This window comes from Allobosea sp. P2_B12, assembly GCF_056404835.1.
In genome coordinates, this window is the sequence record NZ_JBFUDG010000007.1 from 117,772 (window position 1) to 143,841 (window position 26,070).

The window sequence follows — 26,070 nt, forward strand, 5'->3', positions numbered from 1 at the left end:
CATGCACGACATCCCATCCGCACTCGCGGCCCATCTCGATGAACGCGCGACCACGCTTTGCCGTTGCTGGAGCCTGACCCGCCGCGACGGCGCCGTGCTCGGCTTCACCGATCATGACGGGCCTCTGTCCTTCGACGGCATCACGTTTGCGGCGACGACCGGGCTCGAGGCGGCCGAGACGACGGCCGAGCTCGGCTTCGCCATCGGTGGCGGCGAGGTCTCGGGCGCCTTCGCGGCGGTGGGCCTGAACGAGGCCGATCTGGCGCGCGGGCTCTACGACGACGCCCGCATCGCGATCTGGCTGGTGAACTGGGCCGACATCGCCCAGCGCATCCCGCTCGAAACAGGATTCGTCGGCGAGGTCAGGCGCGGCGATCTCGGCTTCACCGCCGAGGTGAGGGGGCTGGCCAAGGCCTTCGACGAGGAGCGCGGTCGGCTCTACATGCGCTCCTGCGCGGCCGATCTCGGCGACGCGCGCTGCGGCGTAGCCCTTGCGGCGGTCGCAGCCAGCGTGGCGACGAGCGATGGCCGCCTCGGGCTGACGGCGCCTGCGCTGGCTGCTTTCGCCGACGGGCATTTCACTGGCGGGCGCCTCGTCTTCACCGGCGGTGGCAATGTCGGCTTCTCGACCGAGGTGAAGCGCCATGGCGCTGCCGGCGGCCTCGTCGCGCTCCAGCTCTGGCAGGCGCCGCCCGCGCCGATCGCGCCTGGTGATGCCTTCACCGTCTCGCCCGGCTGCGACAAGAGCTTCGCCACCTGCCAGTCCAAATTCGGCAATGGAATCAACTTCCGCGGCTTCCCGCATATCCCCGGCAACGACTTCATCATCGGTGGCGTCAGGCCGGGCGACGGCGCGCTCGACGGCGGGAGCCTGTTTCGATGAACGTTCCCGTTTCGCGGGCCGACATCGTCGAGGCCGCCCGGCTCTGGCTCGGCACGCCCTATCATCATCAGGCCTCGCTGCGCGGCGTTGGCTGCGACTGCCTCGGGCTGGTGCGCGGCGTCTGGCGCGATCTCTACGGGGACGAGCCGGAAACGCCGCCGCCCTATTCGCAGAGCTGGGCGGAAAGTCTCGGGCCGGAAGGTCTTGGCGCCGAGACGCTGGCGGCGGCGGCGCTGCGCCATCTCGAGCCCGTGGCACGCGGCGCAGAGCAGCCGGGCGACGTGTTGCTGTTCCGCTGGCGCGCGCATCTGCCGGCCAAGCACTGCGCCATCCTGAGCGCGCCCGACCGCATCGTGCATGCCCATGACGGCGCGCAGGTCAGCGAGGTGGCGTTCTCTGCGTGGTGGTGGAGGCACCTGAGCCACGCCTTTTCCTTTCCCGGAGTGAGCGACTGATGGCCACGCTTCTTCTGCAGGTCGCCGGCAGCGCGCTCGGCACGGCGCTGGGCGGCCCGATCGGCGCCGTCATCGGTCAGGCCATCGGCGGTATCGCCGGCGCGCGGATCGACCAGTCGCTGCTCGGAGGCTCTGGCGGGACGCGCAGGGTCGAGGGGCCGCGCCTCACGCAGGTCGACGGGTTGGCGTCGAGCGAGGGCGCGGCGATCCCGCGGGTCTATGGTCGCGCCCGCATCGGCGGGCAGCTGATCTGGGCAACGCGCTTCGAGGAGGAGATCAAGGTCTCGGTGACGCGGACCAAGAGCGGCGGCAAGGGCAGCCCGAAGCAGAAGACCGTCGAGACCACCTACAGTTACTACGCCAATCTCGCGATCGGCCTGTGCGAAGGCCGCATCGCCTTCATCCGCCGCATCTGGGTCGATGGCAGGGAGCTCGACGTCACCACCGTCAACATGCGCGTCCATGACGGACATGAGGGGCAGGAGCCCGACCCGCTCATTGCCGCCAAGGAGGCCGGCACCGCCCCAGCCTATCGCGGCCTCGCCTATGTCGTGTTCGAGCGGTTCCCGCTCGGCGACTACGGCAATCGCGTGCCGCAATTCGCCTTCGAGGTCGTGCGCGCCGTCGAGGGGCTCGGCGGCATGATCCGCGCCGTGACGCTGATCCCCGGCGCGAGCGAGTTCGTTTACGAGATGCGCGCGGTCAGCCACGAGCCGGAGCCCGGCGTGAGCGAGAGCTTGAGCCGCCACCAGCTCTATGGCGGCTCCGACGTTGATACCGCACTCGGCCATCTCATGGCGCTCTGTCCGAACCTGCGGCGGGTCTCGCTCGTCGTGTCCTGGTTCGGCGACGATCTCCGCGCCGACGCCTGCACTCTCTCGCCGCGCGTCGAGATCGCGCACAAGCCGACCGCCGGCGCGGAATGGTCCGTCGCGGGGCTGAACCGCGCCACGGCACGCGTCGTCAGCGAGGTCGGCGGTAAGCCGGCCTTTGGCGGCACCCCGTCGGATGCCAGCGTGATCAGGCTGATCCGGCGGCTGCGCGACGATTACGGCCTGGAGGTCGTGCTCTATCCCTTCGTGATGATGGACATCCCGGCCGGCAATGCGCTGCCCAATCCAGTGACCGGCGCCGCCGGCCAGCCGCATTATCCCTGGCGCGGACGCATCACCTGCACCCCGGCGCCGGGCAGTCCGGGCAGCGTCGATGGCATGGCGGACGCCGACACGCAGGTCGGGTCCTTCCTCGGCACCGTTTCCGCCGCCGATATGTCGGCCGAGGGCGAGCAGATTGCCTGCACCAGCCCTGATGAATGGAGCTACAGCCGCTTCATCATGCACTATGCCATCCTCGCCCAGGCGGCCGGCGGCGTGCACGGCTTCGTGCTCGGTTCGGAACTGCTCGGCCTGACGCGGGTGCGCGGCACGGCAGGCTATCCGATGGTGGACGGGCTCGTCGGTCTCGCCGGCGAGGTCGCGACGCTGCTGCCATCCGCCACGCTGACCTATGCCGCCGACTGGACCGAATACGGCGCCCATGTCCGCAATGGCGGGCTGGATGTGAGCTTTCCGCTCGATCCGCTCTGGGCCTCGGCGGCGATCGGCGCGATCGGCATCGACTTCTATCCGCCGCTGTCGGACTGGCGCGATACCAGCGACCACGCCGATACCGCCATCGCGAGCGGGCCAAGCGATCTGGCCTATCTCCGCGCCCGCCTGAACTCCGGCGAGACCTATGACTGGTATTACGCAGACGCCACGGGGCGCCTCGCCCAGACGCGCCTGCCGATTACGGATGGCGCCCATGGCAAGCCCTGGGTCTTCCGCCAGAAGGATCTCGTCGGCTGGTGGAGCAATCCGCATGTCGAACGCGTCGGCGGCGCGGAGACTACCGCGACCGCTTTCGTGCCGGGGGCCAAGCCGATCTGGCTGACCGAGATCGGCATTCCCGCGGTCGACAAGGGCGCCAATGCGCCCAATGTCTTCCCCGACGCGAAATCGGCCGAGAGCGGCTATCCGCATTTCTCCAGCGGTGCCCGTGACGATCTCGTCCAGGCGCGCGGGCTCGAGGCGATCATCTCCGGCTTCGATCCAGCGCGCGAGGGCTTTGTGGCGGCGCGCAACCCGGTGCATCCGGTCACCGGAATCCGGATGATCGATCCGGCCAACATCTTCGTCTGGAGCTATGACGCCCGGCCGTTCCCGGCCTTCCCCGATCTCGGCGCGGTCTGGGCTGATGGCGCGAGCTATGACACCGGCCACTGGCTCAACGGACGCATCGAGGGCACGCCCGTCGACCGCCTCCTGCGCCGGCTCCTGGCCGATTTCGGATTGCCGGCCGCCGATGAGATCGCCGTCGACGGCTTCCTCGACGGCTATGTGCTGGATCGGCCGATGTCGGCGCGGCAGGCGCTTGAGCCGCTCGGTCAGGCGTTCGGTTTCGATGCGACGATGAGCGCTGGGCGGCTGCGCCTCCATGGCCGGGCCGGCACCATCGCAAGACGGGTCGACGAGGACGATCTCGTGCTCGATGGCGATGGCCGCCCCTATGACCTGCGCCGCGCGCAGGAGACGGAGTTGCCGCTCGAACTGCGCCTCGCCTTCAGCGATGGCGAGGACGATTATCGCACCAGCGCGGCCCGCTCGCGCCGCCTGGCGGGTGCCGCCCGTCGCGAGGTCGGCGTCGAGACGGCGATCGTCACCCGGCCGGCCGAGGGCCAGCGCCTCGCCGACCAGCGCCTGCAGGAGGAATGGGCCGGCCGCGAGACGCTGGAGATCGAACTCTCGCCGCGCTGCCTGGATCTCGAACCGGGCGATATCGTCGCCGTTCCCGTCGATGGGCATGAGCGCCTCTTCCGCCTGACGCGGATCAGCGACGGCCCGAGCCGCAAGGCCAGCGCGCGGGCCGTCGAGCCCGCCATCTATCGCAGCAGCGGCGTGCCCAGCCTGCCCCGCCCGCCCAAAACCGCGCCGGCGCTGCCTGGTCGCCCGGCGGTCATACCGCTCGCGCTGCCGATCGTGCGGACGCAACCGCCGCCACTTCTGTCGCTGGCAGCCTTTGCTTCGCCCTGGCCGGGCGCGCTGGCGATTTGGCAGGCCAACGGTGCGGGTCAGTTCGAGCTGTTGCGACTGATCGAGGCGCCCTCCATCGTCGGTGAGACCCTGACCTTGCTGCCGCCGGGGCCGCTCTGGCGCAGCGATGCCCATACCGTGCTCGATGTCCGTTTGCGCGGTGGCGTCCTGCATTCCGTGTCGCCGGAAGCAGCGCTGGCGGGAGCCAATGCGCTGGCGATTCTCGATGGGGCGGGCGAGGTCGAGATCGTCACGGCCGCGACCGTCGAACTGATCGGGCCGCAGCGCTTCCGGCTTTCGGGGTTGGTGCGCGGCATCGCCGGCTCGGAGGCTGCGGCCGCTCGCAGCCTCCCAATCGGTTCGCGCATCGTGGTTCTGGACGGCGCGGCCGTGACCCTCACCGACGACCTCGCTGATCTCGGGCAGGAGCGGCAGTACCGCATCGGCCCGGTCCAGCGCGATGTCGGCGACCCGTCGATGGCCGAACTCACGACCGCTGCCAGCGTCGCGGCCCTGCTGCCGCTGGCGCCGGTGCATCCGCGTGCACGGCGGACGGACGACGCGATCGCGATCGGCTGGATCCGGCGCACGCGCATCGATGGCGATTCCTGGGAGCTGGCCGAGGTGCCGCTCGGGGAGGAGGCCGAACTCTACGAGATCGCGATCTGGGACGGCGACACGCAATTGCGACGGATGAGGACCAACGCGCCTGTCTGGTCCTATCCGGCGGCCCTCGAACTCGCCGATTTCGGCGAGATGCAGGCCGAGATCGAGATTGTGATCGCACAACTCAGTGTTGTGGCCGGGCGAGGACATGAATGGCGTGGACGCGTAGCCGTGCGCTGACATAGGCTGGGATTTCCCAGCATTCATGGCGCGTTCACGCGTGCGGGATTAGCCCATGTCGATGATGCCCGTCGAACCTGTCCTTGCCCTTGCCCTGATGGCGACGCCGCTGCCGATCGTCCGGATCGACAGCCCGGAGCCGATTTCCTGCCTGTCTGCCGACGAGATGCGTGATGCCGTCGCCGAGGGCCGCGTCATGCAGCCGGCCCAGGCCTCGCTCCATGCCCGCCACGCAGCGCCGGGCGAGGTCGTGCGGATCAGGCTGTGCCGGCAGGGCGAGGACTATGTCTATGTGGTCACGACGTTGAAGCGCGACGGGCGCGTTGCCCGCGTGACGCTGGAAGGACAATCCGGCAAGGTCGCGACCATTCGCTGATTCCTGACCCCGCGCCGCCGACCCTATCGCCAACAGGAGCTGACCCGCCGTGAGACTGCTCGTCGTCGAGGACGACAAGGACCTCAACCGCCAGATTGTCACCGCGCTTGAGAATGCCGGCTACGCCGTCGACAAGGCTTTCGATGGCGAGGAGGGGCTGTATCTCGGCGAGACCGAGCCCTATGACGCTGTGATCCTCGATCTCGGCCTCCCCAAGGTCGATGGCGTCTCCGTGCTGCAGGGCTGGCGCCGCGCCGGCAAGCTCATGCCCGTGCTGATCCTGACCGCGCGCGACCGCTGGAGCGACAAGGTCGCGGGCTTCGATGCAGGTGCCGACGACTATGTCACCAAGCCGTTCCATGTCGAGGAACTGCTGGCGCGCGTCCGGGCCCTGCTGCGCCGCGCCGCCGGCCATGCGACCTCCGAGCTGGTCTGCGGACCCGTCAGGCTCGACACGCGGGCGAGCCGCGTCGTCGTCGACGGCAATCCGGTCAAGCTGACCTCGCATGAATACCGGCTGCTGGCCTATCTGATGCACCATCAGGGCCGCGTCGTCTCGCGCACGGAGCTGGTCGAGCATCTCTACGACCAGGATTTCGACCGCGATTCCAATACGATCGAAGTCTTCGTCGGCCGCCTGCGCAAGAAGCTCGGCGTCGAGGTGATCGAGACCGTGCGCGGCCTGGGCTATATCGCAGCCGCGCCCGAGAAGGTCTGATCACAGGAGATGCCGTTCAGGTCGCATCGCTATTCGCTCGGCGCGCGGCTTTTCATCTCGGCGGCGATCTGTTGCGCCCTGGTGCTGCTCCTGGCCGGATTCGGCCTGACGACGTTCTATCGCCGCTCGGCCGAGCGCGGCTTCGACGAGCGCCTGAGCGTCTACATCAAGGAGCTGATCGCCGATCTCGCCGCGCCGCCCGAGACCGAGCGGCAGGCGATCGGTGATCTCGGCGAGCCGCGCTTCGACCTGCCGCTGTCGGGCTGGTACTGGCAGATCATCCGGCTCGACGCCGAGCGGCCGAGCATCCGCGCCTCGCGCTCCCTCGTCGGCGGCCAACTGCCCAAGCTGCTCGACCAGCCGATCGCGCCCAATGCGCGCGGCCTGCGCGAAAGCTACATCTCCGGGCCCGACGACCGCTCGCTGCGCATACTCGAACGCGAGATCGATGTCGGCGAGGATGGCCGCTTTACGGTCGCCGTCGCCGCGCCCTCCGACGAGATCGACGCCGATATCCGCGACTTCCGCCTGGCGCTGACCATGACCTTCGTCCTTCTGGGATTGGCACTGGTCGCCTCCACCATCGCCCAGGTCCGGTTCGGCCTGCGCCCGCTCGTGCGCCTGGGTGCCGCCGTTGGTATGGTGCGCACTGGCGAGACGCCGCGCATCGTCGGGCAGTATCCGCCCGATCTTGCGCCGCTCGCCGGCGAACTCAACCAGCTCATCGACGCCAATCACGAGATCCTCGACCGTGCCCGCACCCAGGTTGGCAATCTCGCCCACGCCCTCAAGACGCCGCTCAGCGTGATGCTGAACGAGGCCGAGGCCGATGGCGGCGAGGGCCAGTTGCCCCAGACGGTGAAGAGCCAGGCCGCGATCATGCGCGATCAGGTCCAGTATTATCTCGACCGCGCCCGTGCCGCCGCGCTCTCGGGCGCGCTCGGCGGCGTGACCGAGGTTGCGCCCTCGCTCGATGCGCTGATCCGGACCTTCACCAAGATCTCGCAGGGCAGGGGCATCGCTGGCAGTCACAGCGTCCCGCCGCGTGCCCGGTTCCGCGGCGAGAAGCAGGATTTCGAGGAGATGCTGGGCAACCTGCTCGACAACGCCTTCAAATGGGCCGAGGCGACGGTCGAGGTCTCGCTGGACGATCAGCAGGATGGCGAACCCGGCCGGATCGTCCTGCTGATCGACGATGACGGCCCCGGCCTGCCGGACGAGGCGCTGGCCGATGTGCTGAAGCGTGGCCGGCGGCTCGACGAGGCGATACCGGGTTCCGGCCTCGGCTTGTCGATCGTGGTTGATCTCGCCAAGCTCTATGGCGGCGAGCTCTCGCTGCAGCGTTCGCCGCTCGGCGGCCTGCGGGCGCGCCTCGCGCTGCCCTCGGTCTGAGCCGTGCGCCCGCGTGACCCTTTGTCGCCATCTTCGGACATGAAGCTGGGCCCGTCTTTGGCTAAGACCTTCCCATGCTGATCTGGATCATCTTCGCGGTCATGACGGGGGCGGCGATCTTCGCCCTGCTCTGGCCGCTCAGCCATGGCCGCGTGGCGGCGCTCGCTGACGTGGCCGATGCGACGAGCCTCTACCGGGCCCAGCTCGGCGAGATCGATCGCGATCTGGCGCGCCGGCTGATCGGGCCAGCCGAGGCCGAAGCCGCGCGCACTGAGGCCGCACGCCGCCTGCTGCGCGCCTCCGGCGAGGACGCGGGCCCGACAGGCGAGACCGAATCCTCGCTGCGCCGCCGCCGCGCGAGTTCTGCGCTGGCCCTGTCCTGCGTGCCGCTTCTGGCCCTGCTGGTCTATGGCGCCTATGGCTCGCCGGGAAACCCGGACCAGCCCCTGTCGGCGCGTCTGCAGGCCGATCCGTCGCGCCAGGATTTCGCGCTGTCGCTATCGCGGATCGAGACCCATCTCGCCAATAATCCGTCGGACGCCAAGGGCTGGTCGGTGATCGCGCCGGTCTATCTGCGCCAGGGCCGCTATGACGATGCGGCGAGCGCCTTTGCGGCTGCGATCCGCCATGGCGAGGTGAATTCCGAGGCGCTGGCCGGGCTCGGCGAAGCCCGCACGCTGGCCGCTGGGGGCGTCGTCACGGCCTCGGCCCGCGAGAGCTTCGCCGAAGCCGTCAGGCTCGATCCGGCAAACGCTCGCGCCCGTTTCTTCCTCGCCATCGGCAAGGAGCAGGATGGCGATGCTCCCGCTGCGATCACGGCTCTGCGTGAACTGCTCGGCATGGCCGATGCCGATGCGCCCTGGAGTGCTACCGTGCGCCAGCGCCTCGAGCGGCTGGAAGCGGAGACCGCCGGCAGAGCGATCACGTCACTGGCCCCGGTCGATCAGCAGGCTGCGATCCGCGCCATGGTCGACGGATTGGCCGAGCGCCTGAAGGCCGGTGGTGGTACCCTGCCTGAATGGACGCGGCTGATCCGCTCGCAGACCGTCCTCGGCGACAGGACTGCCGCCCTGAGCGCTCTCGCCACGGCGCGGGAGCGCCTCACGGATACGGCGGCGCTGGCGGAGCTCGATGCGCTTGCGGGCGAGCTCTCGCTGAAGGAGACCGCGCCATGACGGCAGCCGAGCAGCCCCGCACCATGGCCCCGAAACGACGGCTGACGCGCAAGCAGCGGCGGTTCGTGCTGATCGCCGCGGCGGGCGCCGTGCTTTGCCTCGCGGCCGGGCTCGTGCTGTTCGCGCTGCGCGACACGATCGTGTTCTTCTATGGGCCGTCCGAGATCGCCGAGAAGGGCGTCGCGCCCGGGACCCGGATGCGCCTCGGCGGGCTGGTCGAGACCGGCTCCGTCACGCGCGGACCGGGCCAGCGCATCGTCTTCTCGATCACCGACAGCCGCACCGCGATCAAGGTCAGCTATGAAGGGCTGCTGCCCGACCTTTTCCGCGAGGGGCAGGGCGTGGTGACGGAGGGCGTGTTCCAGGGAGCTGGCCAGTTCCGCGCCGATTCCGTCCTGGCCAAGCATGACGAGACCTATATGCCGCGCGAAGTCGCCGACACGCTGAAGAAGCAGGGCCATTGGCAGCCAGGCAGCAGCGCCCCCACGCCGCAGGCCAAGCCGTGAGGCGCGCATGATCGTCGAGATCGGCCATTTCGCGCTGGCGCTGGCGCTCGGCGTTGCCGTCGTGCAGGCGCTGGTGCCGCTTTGGGGCGTCGCGCGCCATGACAGGGCGTTGGCCGGCGTCGGCTCGGCCGCAGCGGTCACTTGCTTCCTGCTTGTCGCGCTGTCCTTCGGGGCGCTGGTCGCCTCCTATGCGCGCTCCGATTTCTCGGTCGAGAACGTCGTCGCCAACTCCCATTCGACGCAGCCGCTGATCTACAAATTCACCTCCGTCTGGGGCAACCATGAGGGCTCGATGCTGCTCTGGGTGCTGATCCTGACGCTGTTCGGGGCACTGGTCGCATTGTCGCGGCGCTCCCTGCCGGTCCGGCTGCGCGCCGGCACGCTGGCCGCGCAGGGCATGGTCACCGTCGCCTTCTTGGCCTTCACCCTGCTGACCTCGAACCCGTTCCGGCGGATGCTGCCGGCCCCGCCCGAGGGACAGGATCTCAACCCGATCCTCCAGGATCTCGGCCTCGCGATCCATCCGCCGCTGCTCTATGTCGGCTATGTCGGCTTCTCCATCACTTATGCCTTCGCGGTCGCAGCCCTGATCGACGGCCGCATCGACGCGGTCTGGGCCCGCGCGGTGCGGCCCTGGACGCTGCTCGCCTGGGTCTTCCTGACGCTCGGCATCGCGATGGGCTCCTACTGGGCCTATTACGAACTCGGCTGGGGCGGTTGGTGGTTCTGGGACCCGGTCGAGAACGCCTCGCTGATGCCCTGGCTCGCCGGCACGGCGCTGATCCATTCGACGGTGGTGATGGAGAAGCGCGACGCGCTCAAGGTCTGGACGATCCTGCTCGCGATCCTGACCTTCTCGCTCTCGCTGCTCGGCACCTTCATCGTCCGCTCCGGTGTGCTGACCTCGGTGCATTCCTTCGCCAGCGATCCCTCGCGCGGGCTGTTCATCCTCGGCATCCTGATCTTTTTCGTCGGCGGCTCGCTGGCGCTGTTCGCCTGGCGTGCGCCGCTGCTGCGGCAGGGCGGGCTGTTCGCGCCGGTCTCGCGGGAAGGCGCGCTCGTCGTCAACAACGTCTTCATCGCGACCGCCTGCGCGACGGTCTTCATCGGCACGCTCTATCCGCTCGTGCTGGAGATGCTGACCGGCGACAAGATCTCGGTCGGCCCGCCCTTCTTCAACGCCACCTTCGTGCCGGTGCTGGTGCCGCTGCTGCTGGTGCTGCCGCTCGGCCAGTCGCTCGCCTGGAAGCGCGGCGACCTGCTCGGCGCGGCGCAACGCAACGCCATGGCCTTCGGCATCGCCATCGTGGTCGCCTTGGCCGCCATCGCCCTGACACGCGGCGGCCCGGTGCTGGCGCCGCTCGGCATCGGGCTCGGCATCTTCCTCGTGGCCGGGGCGGCCTTCGATCTCGGCGAGCGCATCGTGGCGCGGGCGAGCGGCTGGCCGGCGATACTGTCGCGAGCCAAGGGCCTGCCCCGCTCGACCTGGGGCGCCGCTTTCGCCCATGCCGGCGTCGGCTTGAGCGTCATCGGCATCGCGGCGGCTGCCTGGAGCACGGAGGCGATCGGCGTGCTGAAGCCGGGCGAGCGCCTGACCAGTGGCCGCTACACGATCGTGCTGGAATCGATCCTGCCCCGCAGCGGGCCGAATTTCCGGGCCGAGGTCGCGCGCTTCCAGATCTTTTCCGGAAACCGGGAGCTCGGTCCGCTCGAAGCCGGCAAGCGCGTCTACACCGCCCGCGCCATGCCCACGACGGAGGCCGGCATCCACACCGACGGCTTGAGTCAGGCCTATGTCGCGCTGGGCGAACCGCAAGGCGACGGCGCCATCGCGGTGCGGCTCTACGACAAGCCGCTGATCCTGCTGATCTGGATCGGCGCCGTCATCATGGCCTTCGGCGGCGCGCTGTCATTGACCGACCGGCGCTTCCGCCTGGCGGCGCCGAAGCGGGCGATGCCGCCCCCCGCCGCCGTACAGCCGGCGGAGTGAGTGCGATGGCCGCCCTATCGAGATACACAGCCCTCATCCTGAGGAGCGCTCCGCAGGAGCGCGTCTCGAAGGATGCTCCAGGAGGCTCCGGAACCATCTGGAGCATCCTTCGAGACGCGCCTGCGGCGCTCCTTAGGATGAGGGCCGTGGGTTGGCATCGCTTGTTCCTGCTGGCTTTGCTGTCGTGTACCTCGGCCTCCCTCGCGGTGCAGCCCGGCGAAATCCTGCCCGACGCCGCGATGGAGCAACGGGCGCGCGCGATCTCCTCGGAACTGCGCTGCCTCGTCTGCCAGAACCAGTCGATCGACGATTCCGACGCGCCGCTTGCCAAGGATCTGCGCGTACTCGTGCGCGAGCGGCTGGTCGCCGGCGACAGCGACACGGCGGTGCGCGATTTCGTCGTGGCGCGCTATGGCGACTTTGTCCTGCTGCGCCCGCCCTTCGATGTCAGGACCGCGCTGCTCTGGGCGGCGCCTTTCCTGATCCTGCTCGCCGCGCTCGGCTTCCTGTGGCGCCGGGGCAGGGCGATGGCGGCGCCTGCCAGCGCGGCCCCCCTGTCCGAGGATGAGCGCGGCCGGGTCGCGCGGCTGCTGGACGACGAGGCTCCCTGAGCGGCCCGGCTCCCGCGGAAACTCTTCGTCACCTTACCAAAACGTCATCTTCGGGCGAAATCGGCGTAAGGCTGCGCCCGTCATGGTCCTCGTCACGAGCAGGGAAGGTCCTGCCGATGATTTTCGAGGTTTCCCATGACCACCACCAGCAACTCACGCTCCATCCTGAAGCGCAGCGCCCTGCTTGCCGGCGCGGCGACGCTCGGCATCGGGCTTGCCGCCGGCCTCGCCGACGGCGCGCTGAAGTTCGACCATCCCGCTTTCGCCCAGCCGATCCAGCTCTCGGGCGTCCAGACCAATCTCCCCTCCTTCGCAGACATGGTCGAGAAGGTGAAACCCGCCGTCGTCTCCGTGCGCGTCAAGCAGAAGATCGACGGCGCCGAAGAGACGGACGGCCAGGGCAGCCTCGACGATCTGCCGCCCGGGCTGCGCCGCTTCTTCGAGCAGCAGATGCCGCGCAGCGCCAATCCCGGCCGGCCGCAGCCTCGCCAGGGCATGGCCCAGGGCTCGGGCTTCTTCGTCAGCCAGGACGGCTATGTCGTGACCAACAACCACGTCGTCGACAAGGCCGCCGAAGTCCAACTCGTCACCGATGACGGCAAGACGCTGAGCGCCAAGGTCATCGGCACCGATCCGCGCACCGATCTCGCGCTGCTCAAGGTCAACGAGAGCGGCAACTACCCCTTCGTCCAGCTCGCGACGGCTAAGCCGCGCATCGGCGACTGGGTGCTGGCGGTCGGCAACCCCTTCGGTCTCGGCGGCACGGTCACGGCCGGCATCGTCTCGGCGCAGGGCCGCGACATCGGCTCGGGTCCCTATGACGACTTCCTGCAGATCGACGCGGCCGTGAATCGCGGCAATTCGGGCGGCCCGACCTTCAACCAGAAGGGCGAAGTCGTCGGCGTCAACACGGCGATCTACTCGCCGTCGGGCGGGAATGTCGGCATCGCCTTCGCGGTTCCCGCCGCGACCGTCGAGCAGGTCGTAGCGGCCCTCAAGAAGGACGGCACGGTGGCGCGCGGTTTCATCGGTGTGGCGATTCAGCCGGTGACCAGCGAGGTCGCCGATGCGATCGGCCTAAAGGACGCCCACGGCGCGCTGGTCGCCTCTGCCGAGCGGGACGGTCCTGCCGCCAGGGCCGGCATCCGGCGCGGCGACACGATCATCTCGGTCGATGGCGAGCAGATCAAGGATGCGCGCGACCTCTCGCGCAAGATCGCCAAATACGCCCCCGGCACCAAGGCGAAGATCACCATCTGGCGCGACGGCAAGGAGCGCGACCTCTCCTTCGAGGTCGGCAAGCAGCCGGCGGCCTGAGCCAGGGTCCGATGAACATGCTGCCGACCCTACGGTCGGCGGCATTCCAGGCAAGGCTCGTGTTCTTCCGGCAGCCTGTCGCCCCCCGCCGGGAGACCAGCCTTCACCGCGGCAGGCCGGATGCGTATCCTCCGGCCTGCCGTTTTTGCGTTTTGTACGCTAGGGTTAGGCCATGCGACTCCTGATCGTCGAAGATGATGCCGAGGCTGCGGCCTATCTGACCAAGGCCTTCCGCGAGGCTGGCCATGTCGCCGACCATGCCGGCGACGGGCTCGAGGGCTATGCGATGGCCGAGGGCGGCGGCTACGACGTGCTCGTGGTAGACCGGATGCTGCCGCGCCTCGACGGGCTCTCGCTGATCCGCTCTCTGCGCGAGCAGAAGGATGCGACGCCGGCCCTGATCCTATCTGCGCTGGCGCAGGTCGACGACCGCGTGAAGGGCCTGCGCGCCGGTGGCGACGACTATCTGCCCAAGCCCTATGCCTTTTCAGAGCTGCTGGCCCGGGTCGAGGTGCTTGCCCGCCGCCGTGGCGCGCCGGCCTCCGAGCCGACGACCTATCGCGTCGGCGATCTCGACCTCGACCGTCTGGCCCATCGCGTCACGCGCGGCGGGACCGAGATCCTGCTGCAGCCGCGCGAATTCCGGCTGCTCGAATATCTGATGAAGCATGCCGGTCAGGTGGTGACGCGCACCATGCTGCTGGAGAACGTCTGGGACTATCATTTCGACCCCCAGACCAATGTCATCGACGTGCATGTCAGCCGCCTGCGCGCCAAGGTCGACAAGGGCTTCGAGCATCCGATGATCCACACCATCCGCGGCGCGGGATACATGGTCCGTGACACCGCACGCTGATCGCCCGAGCGGAGGCGCCGTCACCCCGTCGCGGCAGAAGCAGCACCTTCTGCCAAATCTGTTCCGGACGACCGCCTTCAAGCTCACGGCGGTCTATCTTGTCGTCTTCGCGCTCTTCGCAGGCGTGCTGCTAGGCTATGTCGCCTGGAACGCCAAGCGGCTGCTCGACGACCAGATCCGTTCGACCATCGACGCAGAGATCCAGGGCCTGGCCGAGCAGCAGCGGCTCGGTGGCATCAGGCGGCTCGTCAATGTCATCGAGCGCCGCTCGGGCGCGCCGGGCGCCTCGCTCTATCTCGTCACCACCCCGGTCGGCGAGCGCATCGCCGGCAATGTCGAGGTGTTGCCGCCGGGCACGCTCGACCGCCCCGGCGAGACGGAGATCGAATATGCCCGCTCCAGCGATACGCTGGACAAGCCGGGCCGGGCCATCGTGCGCATCTTCATGCTGCCGGGTGGATTCCGCCTGCTGGTCGGCCGTGACGTCGAGGAGCGCGAGCGGCTGGGCATCGTGATCCGTCGTGCGGCGGCCTGGTCGCTGCTGCTCGTCTTCGTGCTCGGCTGCCTGGCGAGCTGGTTCGTGGCGCGGCGCGTTCTGAAGCGCATCGACGACATGACCGGCACGGCCCAGTCGATCATGGACGGCGACCTCAAGGGCCGGCTTGCGATCTCCGGCACCGGCGACGAACTCGATCGGCTGGCGCTGAACCTCAACGCGATGCTGGACCGGATCGGCGAACTGATGGCCGGGATGCAGCAGGTCTCCGACAACATCGCCCACGACCTGAAGACACCGCTGACGCGCCTGCGCAATCGCGCCGAGGAGGCGCTGCGCACGGCAGCCACGCCGGATGAGCTGCGCGCCGCGCTCGATGGCTCGATCGACGAGGCCGACAATTTGATCCGCGTGTTCAACGCGCTGCTGATGATCGCAAGGCTCGAAACCGGCCGCATCCAGGACAGCATGGATGTCCTCGACCTCTCCGAGATCGTCTCCGGCATGGCCGAACTCTACGAGCCGCTGGCCGAGGAGGCGGGGCTGTCGCTGGTCACCGAGGTCGCGCCCGGCCTGCGCGTCCAGGGCAATCGCGAACTCATCGGCCAGGCGCTGGCAAACCTGATCGACAATGCGCTGAAATACGGCCAGCCGGCGGAGGGCGGACAAGCGCTGGTGACGGTCGCTGCGAAACAGGCCGATGGCGAGGTCCTGCTCTCGGTCGCTGACCATGGGCCCGGGATTCCGCAACAGGATCGCGGCCGTGTCCTCGACCGCTTCGTGCGGCTCGATGCCAGCCGCAGCAAGCCGGGCTTCGGCCTGGGCCTGTCCCTCGCGGCCGGTGTCGTCAGGCTCCATGCCGGCCAGTTGCGGCTGGAGGACAATATGCCTGGCCTGCGCGTCGTCATCGCGCTGCCTGCAGGGGACGCCGGTGCGATCGAGCCCCGGCTTGTCGAAACCAAGCCTGTGGACGCAGCCTCACCATCGCCGCTTCCCGCCTCGACAGGACCGGCAAACCCTGCTGGCTTGCCATCCCTCTGAGGGGATGCGGAATGACCGAGCGGCTCTGTGACAGGTTGGAAGCTGCGCCGGTCCTTCCGGCGCGGGCCCGCGTCGAGACGCTGCTTGCGCGCGAGCTGATCGAGCGCCTCCATCACGAGACGGCGGCGGAAGCGCTGAAGGCGCATTTCGTTGAATATCCGCGCTCGTCCGCGCTCGTCGCGGGCATCCTCGCTCACGCACCGTTCCTGACGCAGATCATGCGGCAGGACCCGGCCAGCCTGCTCGCCTGCCTGACGAGTGAGCCCGGAGCGCGCCGCGACGCGCTGCTCGCCGACATCGCCGCGCAGGGCACGGCTGCGACCGACGCGCCTGAGCTGATGCGCCTGCTGCGCCGTTTCCGCCGGGCGATGGCGCTCCTGATCGCGCTTGCCGACATCGGCGGCGTCTGGGATGTCGAGACGGTCACATCGGCTCTGACCGCGATGGCCGACATGGCGGTGCGGCTGGCGAGCGACCATGTCCTGCGGCAGGCGGCCGATCTCGGCCGTATCCGCCTGGCCAACCCGGCCGAGCCGGGGGAGGGCTCCGGTCTGGTCGTGCTGGCGCTCGGCAAGCATGGTGCCGGCGAGCTGAACTACTCCTCCGATATCGACATCGTCGTCTTCTTCGATCCCGAGGTGGCGGAAGCCGCCGGCGTCGCCGAGCCGACGAGCTTCTATGTCAGGCTCACGCAACAGATCGCGCGCATCATCCAGGAGCGCACGCCGGAGGGCTACGTCTTCCGCGTCGATCTGCGGTTGAGGCCGGACCCGGCCTCGACCCATGTCGCGGTCGCGCTGCCCTCGGCCTATTCCTATTACGAGACGGTCGGCCAGAACTGGGAACGCGCGGCGATGATCAAGGCGCGCCCCGTTGCCGGCGACGTCGCGCTCGGCCGACGCTTCATCGCCGATCTCGCCCCCTTCATCTGGCGCAAATATTTCGATTTCGCCGCCATCGCCGACATTCACGCGATGAAGCGCCAGATCCAGACGGTGAAGGGCCACGAGACCATCGCGGTGGCCGGCCACAATGTGAAGCTTGGCCGAGGCGGCATCCGCGAGATCGAGTTTTTCGTGCAGACGCAGCAGCTCGTCTTCGGTGGCCGGCGGCCCGCCCTGCGCGGGCCGCGCACCTTGGAGATGCTGGGCGAGCTGACGAAGGAGGCCTGGATCACGCCGCAGGCACGCGATCAGCTGGCGGAATCCTATCGCTGGCTGCGCACCATCGAACACCGCCTGCAGATGCGCCATGACGAGCAGACTCAGACCCTGCCCAAGCAGGCGGACGATCTGGAAGCCTTCGCCCGCTTCTGCGGCTATCGCTCGACGGCGGCTTTCGGCAAGGCTCTGACCTCCCACTCAAGGCGTGTCGAGGGCCACTACGCATTGCTCTTCGAGGAAGGGCCGAGTCTGGCGAGTGAAGCCGGCACGCTCAGCTTCACCGGGACGGAGCTGGACCCCGACACGCTGGAGACCCTGCAGAAGCTCGGCTTCCGCACCCCGAAGATCGCGGCCGAGACCGTGCGCGGCTGGCATTTCGGCCGCCGCTCCGCCGTGACGAGCGCGCGGGCCCGCGAGGTCCTGACCGAGCTGACGCCGGCGCTGCTCGTCGCGCTCGGCCGCACCGCCGATCCCGACGGCGCGCTCGCCCATCTCGACAATGCCTTCGTGCGCATGCCGGCCGCGGTCGAGCTCCTGACCCTGCTGCGCTCGCACGACTCGCTGCTGACACTGTTTGCCGAAATCCTGGGCAGCGCGCCGCGCCTGGCCAAGGTCGCGGAACTGCATCCTCATGTCCTCGACGGCGTCATTGATCCCGCCTTCGGCCAGGCTGCGCTCGATTGCGACGCGCTGACACGGCGCATCCGCAGCGTCGTCGGTGCGCCGCCGCCCAGCGTCGAGGACGGGCTCGACCGGCTCCGCGATGCGGCGCGGCAGGAGAATTTCCTGGTCGGTGCGCGGCTTCTCTCCGGCGTCTACTCCGCGCAGGCAGCAGCCCAGGCCTATTGCGCCGTGGCCGAGGCCTGCCTGCGTGTCGCCTTCGCCGACACGCGCGAAGCTTTCGCGGCTGACCATGGCGTGGTCGAGGGTGCGCAAAGCGTCGTGCTCGGCCTCGGTCGCCTCGGCGCCGGCGAACTCACGCCGTCCTCCGATCTCGACCTGATCCTGCTCTATGACCGGCCCGAGGATGCCGAGCCCAGCAACGGCGGCAAAGCGCTCGATCCCGTCACCTGGCACGTCCGCTTCACCCAGCGGCTCGTCGCGGCGCTGACGGTGCCGACGCGGCGCGGCACGCTCTACCAGGTTGACATGCGGCTGCGGCCCTCCGGCGGCAAGAGCCCGGCCGCGACCCAGTTCGCCGGCTTCGAGGCCTATCACGCGGGCGAGGCCGAGATCTGGGAGGAAATGGCGCTGACGCGCGCCCGTGTCGTCGCGGGCGATGCGGAACTGGCAGCGCGCGCCGAAGCTTCGATCCGGGCGATCCTGACCCGTCGTCGCAAGCCGGCGAAGGTTGCGGCCGCCGTGGCGGAGATGCGCGCGCTGATCGCCAGGGAGAAGGGCGAGAAGAATCCCTGGGATCTCAAGCTCGCGCTCGGCGGCCTGACCGATCTCGACTTTCTCGCGCAGTTCTTCGTGCTCGCCTATTCCTGTGACCATCCCGGTCTGCTGGCGCGCGACACGGCGTCCATTTTCGCCGCGGCCCGGGAGGCCGGGTTGCTGGCGGGGGCGGATGGGGCGGCGCTGGAGCATGCGGTGCGGCTGATCGGCGATGTCCAGCTCTGGCAGCGCTTTACGGTGGAGGAGGCCTTCGATCCCGCCGCCGTGCCGCCCCGCGTCCTCAACCGGATCGCGACGGCCCTCGGGCGGCCCGATACGAAGGTGCTCAGGGCGGAGCTTGACGAAATCCGCACCGGAGTGCGTGCCATCTTCACCCGGGTCCTGGCGGCAGCGCGGGCCGGCTGAGGGCGCGCTGGACGCTTACGCGGCCCGGGCGATGGCCCGGCCCGTTCCTTCAAGCGGCAGATGGACCATGACGATGGTGCCGGCGCCGATCGCGGAGCGCAGGCGCAGCGAGCCGCCATGCAACTCTGTCAGCGAGCGGGCGATGGCGAGGCCCAGCCCCGAGCCCTTGTAGCTGCGGGTCAGGTCGCCCTCGACCTGCTCGAAGGGCCGTCCGATGCGCTCGATCTTGTCCCGGGGGATGCCGATGCCGGTATCCTCGACGAAGATGTTCAGAGCGCCCGGGACCTGGCGGACGCGGATGGCGATCTGCCCGTCATCCGGCGTGAACTTGACTGCGTTGTCCAGCAGGTTGCCGAGGATCTGGTAGAGCGCGTGCGGGTCGGCCTCGAGATGCGCGTCTTGCGTTCCCTCGATGGTCAGCGCGAGGCGCTTGCGGTCGATCTCGTCCTGCGACTTGCGAACCGCCTCGTTGATGACGAGCCCGAGCGAGATGTCGGATTTTTCGAGATTCACCTTGCCGGATTCGAGACGCGACATGTCGAGGATGTCGTCGATGATCCCGAGCAGATAGCCGCCGCTGGAACGGATATCGCGGACGTAGTCGGTGTATTTCTCGCCGAGCGGCCCGAACATGCCGTTCTCCATGATTTCGGAGAAGCCGATGATGGCGTTCAGCGGCGTGCGCAGCTCATGGCTCATATTGGCCAGGAATTCGGATTTGGCGCGGTTGGCGCTTTCGGCCGCCGCCTTCTGTTCGAGATAGCGCTCGGCCATGTCGGCGAGCTGCTGCGCCTGCGCTTCGAGCTTCTGGCGCGAGGCCTTGAGGTCGGTGACATGCATGAGGAGCTGATGCTCGGACTGGGTCAGCCGTTCTTCCTGCTGCTTCAGCTTGGTGATGTCGGTGCCGACCGAGACCGAGCCGCCATCCTTGGTGCGCCGGCCGTTGATCTGAAGCCAGCGGCCATCCGAAAGGCGCGCCTCATAGGACGAGGCGCCGTCGATGCTGTGGAGCGCGCGCATCGATTTGCGGTCGATGTTCGGCTGTGCGCTCAGCAGCATGATCTGGTCATGGCTGGCGCCACCCTGGGCCAGTTCGGAGGGGAGCTGGTGCAATTGCTGGTACTTGGCGTTGCAGAGCACGAGGCGGTTATCTGCGTCCCAGAGCACGAAGGCCTCGGAGATCGCCTCGACGGCGTCGCGCAGGCGGCTGTCCGCGGTCGCGGTACGCTCGGCCATGCGGCGCTGCTCGGAGATGTCGACCACGATCCCGACGAGATGTTGCGAACGGGTGCGGCGATCCGTGACGAGTTCGGCGCGGGCCTTCAACCAGATCCAGTTGCCGGCGCTGTCGCGGACGCGGAATTCCTGGTCGAGATGAGTCGCCTCGCCACGGCTGATCGCATCGGCGAAAGCATAGAGATCGACGTCGTCGCGATGGATGAAGCCGCTGACCTCGCCAAAGGACATGTACTGGCCGGTGCGGTCATAGCCGAGCATGGCGTACATCGAATCCGACCAGTAGATGCGTCCGCGCGCCAGATCCCAGTCCCAGAGGCCGCAATGGCCGCGGTTGAGCGCCGTATCGATGCGTTCGCGCACGCAGTCGCAATCCTCGTCGGCGGCGCGGGCCCGCTGCGATTGCAGGACGAAGCCGACCGTGATCGCGGTGAGCACGATGCCGGCCATGGCGAAGAGCAAGGCGAGGCCGCTGCGACGCTGCTGCCAGGTCGAGAGCACCCGCGAAACCGGCTGCATCACGGCGACCTGGCCGAGGGGGGCGGCGAGGTTCCTGACGGCGGCGAGGACCTCCATGCCGCCGGGCAGCGTGATCCGCATGACGCCGGCGCGATCGCCGAACACCGTCAGCGGCTGGGTCTGGCCGAGGAAATCGACCAGCGTCCGCTGCGTCTGTCCGATGACGGGCTCGCTCGCAATGAGATGGCCGTCTTCGCTGCTCACATGGACGATACGGCCCTGCGCGGCGAGATGGCGGGAGGCCAGCGCAGAGAGCACGCTGGAGGGTTCCGTGCCCGTGCGGGTTGCGTTGTCGAGGTCCCGCGCCAGCAGGGCGGACACCAGATCGATCTCGCCTGCTGCGTCCAGCAAGGCGTCTTCGCGCATGGCCGTGGTCTGCATCGCCGCGCCTGCCGCGAGGATGATGATGAACAGCGCAACCAGTCCGGGAATGACGGTCCTGAACGTGGGCTCGAGGCTTTCGAACCGCTGATACAGCGGATGTGTCAGCGATCTCGCTACGCCCAGAATCGTATCTGCGCGCACAGTTGCGCAGCTCGCGTTGGCACGCGTCATGCCCGTCCCCCTTCGGATACTTTACCGTCAGCAGATCGGGAGACGTGCCGCATCCCCGCGAATCACGTTCAATAGAATCCGCAGGGGTCGCTTTGTCTAGCCTTGAGTTGAGTATCGCCTTACGAATTCATCTTCAGGTTGCATGGCTGAGTCGGATGAATCCTGAGCGGGTAATGAAACGTTAACCTTGCCGACAGGTGAGCGAATCGAGGCTCAGGCGAGGGCCCTTTCGGCGATGTCGGCGACGTCCCGCGAGAGGCTCGGCGTCTGGGCCACCATAGCGAGCTTCTGTTCCGCCAGCGCCTTGCGGGTGGGCTCCAGCATGCGCCAACTCTTGAACGAACCGAGCAGGCGCGAGGCGACCTGCGGGTTGGTCCGGTCGAGCGCGACGACCATGTCGGCGACGAAGGCATAGCCCTCTCCGTCGGGCCGGTTGAACTGGGTCAGGTTGGCGGCGAAGCCACCGATCAAGGCCCGCACCCGGTTGGGGTTGCCGAGCGAGAAAGCGGGGTGCTGCATCAGGCCCCTGACCCGGTCGAGCGTGCTCGGTTCGGCGATCAGCGCCTGCGCCATCAGCCATTTGTCGAGCACCAGCGGCTCGGCCGCATAGGTCTTGCTGAAGCGCGTGATCAGCGCCTCGCGGGCATCGCCGGGCACCAGCGTCATCGCCGCCAGCGCAGCCAGCCGGTCGGTCAGGTTGTCTGCTGCCGCAAACTGCGCTTCGGCGAGACGGGCGCCGGCATCCGGATCGGCCAGTGCGATCAGCCCGAGAGCTTCGTTGCGCAGCGCGCGCCGGCCGGCGGAGGCCGCATCGGGCCGATACGGCGCTGACGTGTCCAAAACCTCGCGCAGTTCTAGGAGATGCGGGCGCAGTCGCAGGCCGATCACCGCCGCGAGGCGGCGATGAGCGGCATGGATCGCATCCGGATCGACGTCCCGGCCGATCTCGCGGGCGATGTCGGCCGGCACCGGCAGGCGCAGCACCTGCGCCGCGAAGGCGGGGTCGGCCGGCGCCTGGATATGCAGGAAATCACCCAGCGCTTCGGCGAGTTCGGCAGCCGTCGCAATCAGGGCGTCGTCGCTGCCGTGCATGCGCCCGGCGCTCACCAGCGCCCGGCTCGCCACGCTCTGCAGCGCCTGCCAGCGGTTGAAGGAATCGCTGTCGGCAGAGAACAGCCGCAGCAGGTCGGCATCGGCCAGATCGAGTTCGAGCCGCACCGGCGCCGAGAACCCGCGCAGGAGCGAGGGGATGGGCGGCTCCGCCACATCGTCGAACGTCACACTCAGCGAGGGCTGGTCGAGCACGATCACGCCGTCGCTGGCATAGGCGCCGGAGCCGGTCTTCAGCGGCAGGTCGCCGGCCTTGCCGACCAGGCCGAGCGCAACCGGCAGCACGACCGGCAGTTTGTCGGGCTGGCCTGGCGTTGGCGCGGTCGTCTGGGCGAGGTCGAGCGTGTACGTCCTGGCTGCGGCATCGTAGCGGCCCGAGGCGACGATCGTCGGTGTCCCGGCCTGCTCGTACCAGCGCGCGAACTGCCTGAGGTCCTTGCCGGAGACCTTCGAAAAGCAGGCGAGAAACGCTTCGATCGTCGAAGCCGTGCCGTCGCAGCGCTCGAAATAGAGATCCATGCCGGCCCGGAAGGCCTCGTCGCCGACCAGGGTCTTGAGCATGCGGATCACCTCCGCGCCCTTCTCGTAGACTGTCGGCGTGTAGAAGTTGTTGATCTCCTTGTAGGCGCGCGGCCTGACCGGATGCGCCAGCGGCCCGGCATCCTCGGAGAACTGGGTCGAGCGCAACGTGCGGACATCGGCGATCCGCTTGACCGGGCGCGAGCGCTCGTCGGACGAGAATTCCTGGTCGCGGAAGACGGTCAGGCCCTCCTTGAGGCAGAGCTGGAACCAGTCACGGCAGGTGATGCGGTTGCCGGTCCAGTTGTGGAAATACTCATGCGCGATGATCGCCTCGATCGAGGCGTAATCGCCGTCGGTCGCCGTCTGCGGGTCGGCCAATACATATTTGTCGTTGAAGATGTTGAGGCCCTTGTTCTCCATCGCGCCCATGTTGAAGTCCGAGACGGCGACGACGTTGAACACGTCCAGATCGTAGTTGCGGCTGAAGACACGTTCGTCCCAGCGCATGCAGCGCACCAGGCAATCCATCGCCCAGCCGGCGCGGCCGGCCTTGCCCGGCTCGACATGGACGGCAAGCTCGACCTTGCGGCCATCGGCGGTGACGTAGTCCTGCCGGACATGATCGAGCGCGCCGCCGACGAGCGCGAAGAGATAGGCCGGCTTGGGGTGCGGGTCGTGCCAGACGGCAAAATGGCGCTCGCCGCCGGGCATTTCACCGGCGGCCACGAGATTGCCGTTAGAAAGCAGCACCGGCGCCTCGAGCTTCGCCGCCTCGAGTCGCACCGTATAGACCGACATCACGTCCGGACGGTCGAGGAAATAGCTGATCCGGCGGAAGCCGTCGGCCTCGCACTGCGTGCAATACACCCGCGACGAGCGATAGAGCCCCATCAGCTTGGTATTGGCGGATGGGTCGACATGGGTGTCGATCATCAGCGTGAAGCGTCTGCGCGGTGGCTCATGCAGCGTCAGCGCCTGCGCCGTGGCGCTGTAGGCGCTGTCGTCGATCAGCAGCCCGTCCAGCCTCAGTGCGCTCAGCGAGAGTTCGTCGCCGTCGAGAACGAGCGGCGCGCCTGGTCGCCCGGCTGGATTCGGCCGCAAACCCAGCAGCGCCCGCACCCGCGTCTTGGTCGGGTGCAGGCTGATGTCGAGGTCGACCGTATCGATCAGCCAGTCGGAGGGGCGGTAATCCTCGAGGCGGATCAGCGGGGTATCGTCGGAGCGCATGACAAACTCTGAAAGGCCGCGTGTTCGGGCAAATTGACGGAGTAGCAAATGACACGGACAATTGCGTGTCTTTGCAATCTAGTCCCTCTGGCTCGTCTGTAGCTGGCTCGCCGGCGCGCTGAAAGGGCGGGGCTTGCCGCTAGCTTGTCGCGGTCCCGATCGCGGGCTCTGCATGACTCACGAGGCGGCAGACCTGCGGCCGGGCAATCCTGACCGCGCGCTCGATCTGGTCGACGGCGGCGTGCACGGAGGCGACGTCGAGCGCGGGATCGACGCGGCAATGATAGTTCACCACCAGCCCGTTCTGGGTCTGGCGCACCCTGACGCTGTGGATGTCGTGGATCGGCCCGTTTCGCTGTGCCGTCTCGCCCGCCAGCGCCTTGCCGATGTCCTCGACCGTATCCCAGGCGGCATCGTGGCCCGTCGGCGTCTCGGTCTCCATCGGCTCGATATGGGTCTCGACCTCGGTATCGCCGCCGAATTCGGCTCGGATCGCCGATTCGAGGCGCGTCGCGATCTCATGGGCATGGCCGAGCGGCAGCTTTGAATCGACCTCCATGTCGAGGCTGACCGAGAGGCGCGGGCCGATGCTGTGGACGGTGACGTGGTGCACCGGGATCTTGAGCTTGAGCGCGATCAGCAGCACGCGTTCGAGCGCCGTCTCGTCGTCGACCTGCACCGGGTCGGCCGTCACGGCGATCTCGACGCCGGGCTCGATGCGCTCGAACTCCGCCGCCAGAGCCTCCCGGATCGCGGCGACACGCTCGAGCGGCAGCGTGCGCGAGACGCTGATCCCGATCTCGCCATGGACGCGCCCGCCGATCGGTCGGACCTTGAGCCAGTTGACGCCGACGACGCCCGGCACCGCCTCGGCCGTCCCGCGCAGCCGCTCGCTGACGCCCTGCGGCGCGGCGTCGAGCAGGGCGTCGATGGTCCGGCGCGCCAGCCGGTAGGCCGACAGCGCGGTGAAGGCGGCGATCGCGAAGGCGGCGATCGTGTCGGCCCGCGCGATGCCGTACCAGACCCCGATCAGCCCCGCGAGCACCAGCGCCGAGCCGACGAAATCGGTGGAGAAATGGGTCGCTTCGGCTGCCAGCGCTTCGCTGCCGGTCTCCTTCGCGACCTTGGTCAGCGAGCGCCAGCGAATGGCATCGACGACCATCGACAAGAGCATGATGCCGATGACCACAGGCGTGACCTGCACATGCTCGATGAGGCCGGTCCAGAGCCGGTTGCCGGCCTCCCACAGGATCGCGCCGGCCAGCGTGAACAGGATCCCGGTCTCGACCAGCGCGGCCAGCGCCTCGACCTTGCCGTGGCCGTAATGGTGCTCGTCATCGGCCGGCTTGTCCGAGACGCGCACGGCAAACCAGGTGAACAGCGTCGAGCCGACATCGATCAGCCCCTGCAGCGCGTCGGTCAGCAGGGCGAGCGAGCCCGACAGGATCGCGCCGACGATCTTCGCGCCGGTCAGGAGCAGGGTCGCCATCACCGAGAGGATGGCGGCGCGCTGCTTGATCTGCGCGATCTGGGCCGGCGTGGCGCGAACAGGCTTACCGTCCGGACCGCCTTGCGTTGAGGTCATGGCCTGTCCTGCGCGCTTGCGTCTTGGAAGTGTCTTCCGGAGCGGGGATGCTTTCGCCCGATTCACGGGTAGGATCAACCCGCACTCCCTTGCGGACTTAAAGCTGGAACGAGCCCGGCCCCTCAATGCCGGCCGAAGAGGACCTTCAAGATGCGATATCTCCACACCATGGTCCGCGTCACCGATCTCGATGCGGCGCTCGACTTCTACGTGACCAAGTTCGGCCTGATCGAGACGCGGCGTATCGAAAGCGAGAAGGGCCGCTTCACGCTGGTCTTCCTCGCGGCCCCCGACGATCTCGATACCGTCAAGGCGACGGGCTCGCGCGGCCGCCCGACGCTGGAACTGACCTACAACTGGGACCCCGAGGTGTATACCGGCGGCCGCAATTTCGGCCACCTCGCTTATGAGGTTGATGACATCTACGCCACCTGCGACAAGCTGATGAAGGCCGGCGTCACCATCAACCGCCCGCCGCGCGACGGCAACATGGCCTTCGTTCGCTCGCCCGACAATATCTCGATCGAAATCCTGCAGAAGGGCGATCCGAAAGCACCGGCCGAGCCGTGGCTGAGCATGGCGAACATCGGGGTCTGGTGATCCGGGTCTATTGTCGC

General features: G+C 68.3%; 18 protein-coding genes. 15 read left to right on the top strand and 3 right to left on the bottom strand.

Translation table 11 applies throughout. The annotated features are described in order from the left end of the window. Position 1: 1 nt before the first annotated feature. The 14 genes from AC1DYU_RS17885 to AC1DYU_RS17950 all read left to right on the top strand — a co-directional run bounded on the left by AC1DYU_RS17885 (position 2) and on the right by AC1DYU_RS17950 (position 18,699). Positions 2–883: a DUF2163 domain-containing protein gene (locus AC1DYU_RS17885; RefSeq protein WP_476792807.1), complete on the top strand. Its 882-nt coding sequence runs from the start codon at positions 2–4 to the stop codon at positions 881–883. Then, positions 880–1,338, top strand: a complete 459-nt coding sequence (locus tag AC1DYU_RS17890; protein WP_476792808.1) for a C40 family peptidase — start codon at positions 880–882, stop codon at positions 1,336–1,338. Before AC1DYU_RS17885 ends, AC1DYU_RS17890 begins: the two co-directional genes overlap by 4 nt. After that, positions 1,338–5,255 carry a baseplate multidomain protein megatron gene (locus tag AC1DYU_RS17895; RefSeq protein ID WP_476792809.1) on the top strand — a complete coding sequence of 1,306 codons (3,918 nt, stop codon included), beginning with the start codon at positions 1,338–1,340 and terminating at the stop codon, positions 5,253–5,255. The genes AC1DYU_RS17890 and AC1DYU_RS17895 overlap by 1 nt, the downstream gene beginning before the upstream one ends. Positions 5,256–5,310: 55 nt before the next feature. Then, a complete protein-coding gene (locus AC1DYU_RS17900; protein WP_158485480.1) occupies positions 5,311–5,631 on the top strand; it encodes a hypothetical protein in 321 nt (106 codons plus the stop codon). Positions 5,632–5,680: 49 nt separating this feature from the next. Next, the gene (locus AC1DYU_RS17905; RefSeq protein WP_158485479.1) at positions 5,681–6,349 is read left to right on the top strand and encodes a response regulator transcription factor; all 669 of its coding nucleotides are present in this window, start codon (positions 5,681–5,683) and stop codon (positions 6,347–6,349) included. Positions 6,350–6,358: 9 nt separating this feature from the next. Beyond that, positions 6,359–7,741, top strand: coding sequence for an ATP-binding protein (locus AC1DYU_RS17910; RefSeq protein WP_158485478.1), 1,383 nt, complete (start codon positions 6,359–6,361; stop codon positions 7,739–7,741). A gap of 74 nt (positions 7,742–7,815) precedes the next feature. Next, on the top strand, positions 7,816–8,916 hold the full coding sequence (gene ccmI, locus AC1DYU_RS17915) for a c-type cytochrome biogenesis protein CcmI (protein WP_476792810.1): 1,101 nt from the start codon (positions 7,816–7,818) through the stop codon (positions 8,914–8,916). 41 nt (positions 8,917–8,957) lie between these two features. After that, positions 8,958–9,422: a cytochrome c maturation protein CcmE gene (gene ccmE / locus AC1DYU_RS17920; RefSeq protein WP_476792908.1), complete on the top strand. Its 465-nt coding sequence runs from the start codon at positions 8,958–8,960 to the stop codon at positions 9,420–9,422. Between the two features lie 7 nt (positions 9,423–9,429). Then, positions 9,430–11,412: a heme lyase CcmF/NrfE family subunit gene (locus tag AC1DYU_RS17925; protein WP_476792811.1), complete on the top strand. Its 1,983-nt coding sequence runs from the start codon at positions 9,430–9,432 to the stop codon at positions 11,410–11,412. A 137-nt stretch (positions 11,413–11,549) separates the two neighbouring features. Then, complete coding sequence (locus tag AC1DYU_RS17930; protein WP_476792812.1) at positions 11,550–12,023, top strand: cytochrome c-type biogenesis protein; 474 nt, start codon at positions 11,550–11,552, stop codon at positions 12,021–12,023. 135 nt (positions 12,024–12,158) lie between these two features. Further along, entirely contained in the window at positions 12,159–13,340 is a 1,182-nt protein-coding gene (locus tag AC1DYU_RS17935) for a Do family serine endopeptidase (protein ID WP_476792813.1), read from the top strand. A 172-nt stretch (positions 13,341–13,512) separates the two neighbouring features. Then, positions 13,513–14,196 carry a response regulator transcription factor gene (locus AC1DYU_RS17940; RefSeq protein ID WP_054209395.1) on the top strand — a complete coding sequence of 228 codons (684 nt, stop codon included), beginning with the start codon at positions 13,513–13,515 and terminating at the stop codon, positions 14,194–14,196. A 49-nt stretch (positions 14,197–14,245) separates the two neighbouring features. Next, entirely contained in the window at positions 14,246–15,733 is a 1,488-nt protein-coding gene (locus tag AC1DYU_RS17945; RefSeq protein ID WP_476792909.1) for a sensor histidine kinase, read from the top strand. A gap of 11 nt (positions 15,734–15,744) precedes the next feature. After that, positions 15,745–18,699 carry a bifunctional [glutamine synthetase] adenylyltransferase/[glutamine synthetase]-adenylyl-L-tyrosine phosphorylase gene (locus AC1DYU_RS17950; protein ID WP_476792814.1) on the top strand — a complete coding sequence of 985 codons (2,955 nt, stop codon included), beginning with the start codon at positions 15,745–15,747 and terminating at the stop codon, positions 18,697–18,699. 15 nt (positions 18,700–18,714) lie between these two features. Here the strand turns inward: AC1DYU_RS17950 and AC1DYU_RS17955 are convergent, their stop codons facing one another. From AC1DYU_RS17955 to AC1DYU_RS17965, 3 genes are all read right to left on the bottom strand, one after another. Then, complete coding sequence (locus tag AC1DYU_RS17955) at positions 18,715–21,009, bottom strand: PAS domain-containing sensor histidine kinase (RefSeq protein ID WP_476792815.1); 2,295 nt, start codon at positions 21,007–21,009, stop codon at positions 18,715–18,717. 213 nt (positions 21,010–21,222) lie between these two features. Continuing rightward, entirely contained in the window at positions 21,223–23,868 is a 2,646-nt protein-coding gene (pepN, locus tag AC1DYU_RS17960; RefSeq protein WP_476792816.1) for an aminopeptidase N, read from the bottom strand. A 139-nt stretch (positions 23,869–24,007) separates the two neighbouring features. Then, positions 24,008–25,453, bottom strand: a complete 1,446-nt coding sequence (locus AC1DYU_RS17965) for a cation diffusion facilitator family transporter (RefSeq protein ID WP_476792817.1) — start codon at positions 25,451–25,453, stop codon at positions 24,008–24,010. A 150-nt stretch (positions 25,454–25,603) separates the two neighbouring features. Here AC1DYU_RS17965 and AC1DYU_RS17970 point away from each other — a divergent pair, with 150 nt between their 5' ends. Continuing rightward, on the top strand, positions 25,604–26,053 hold the full coding sequence (locus AC1DYU_RS17970; RefSeq protein WP_158485470.1) for a VOC family protein: 450 nt from the start codon (positions 25,604–25,606) through the stop codon (positions 26,051–26,053). Positions 26,054–26,070: the final 17 nt, after the last annotated feature.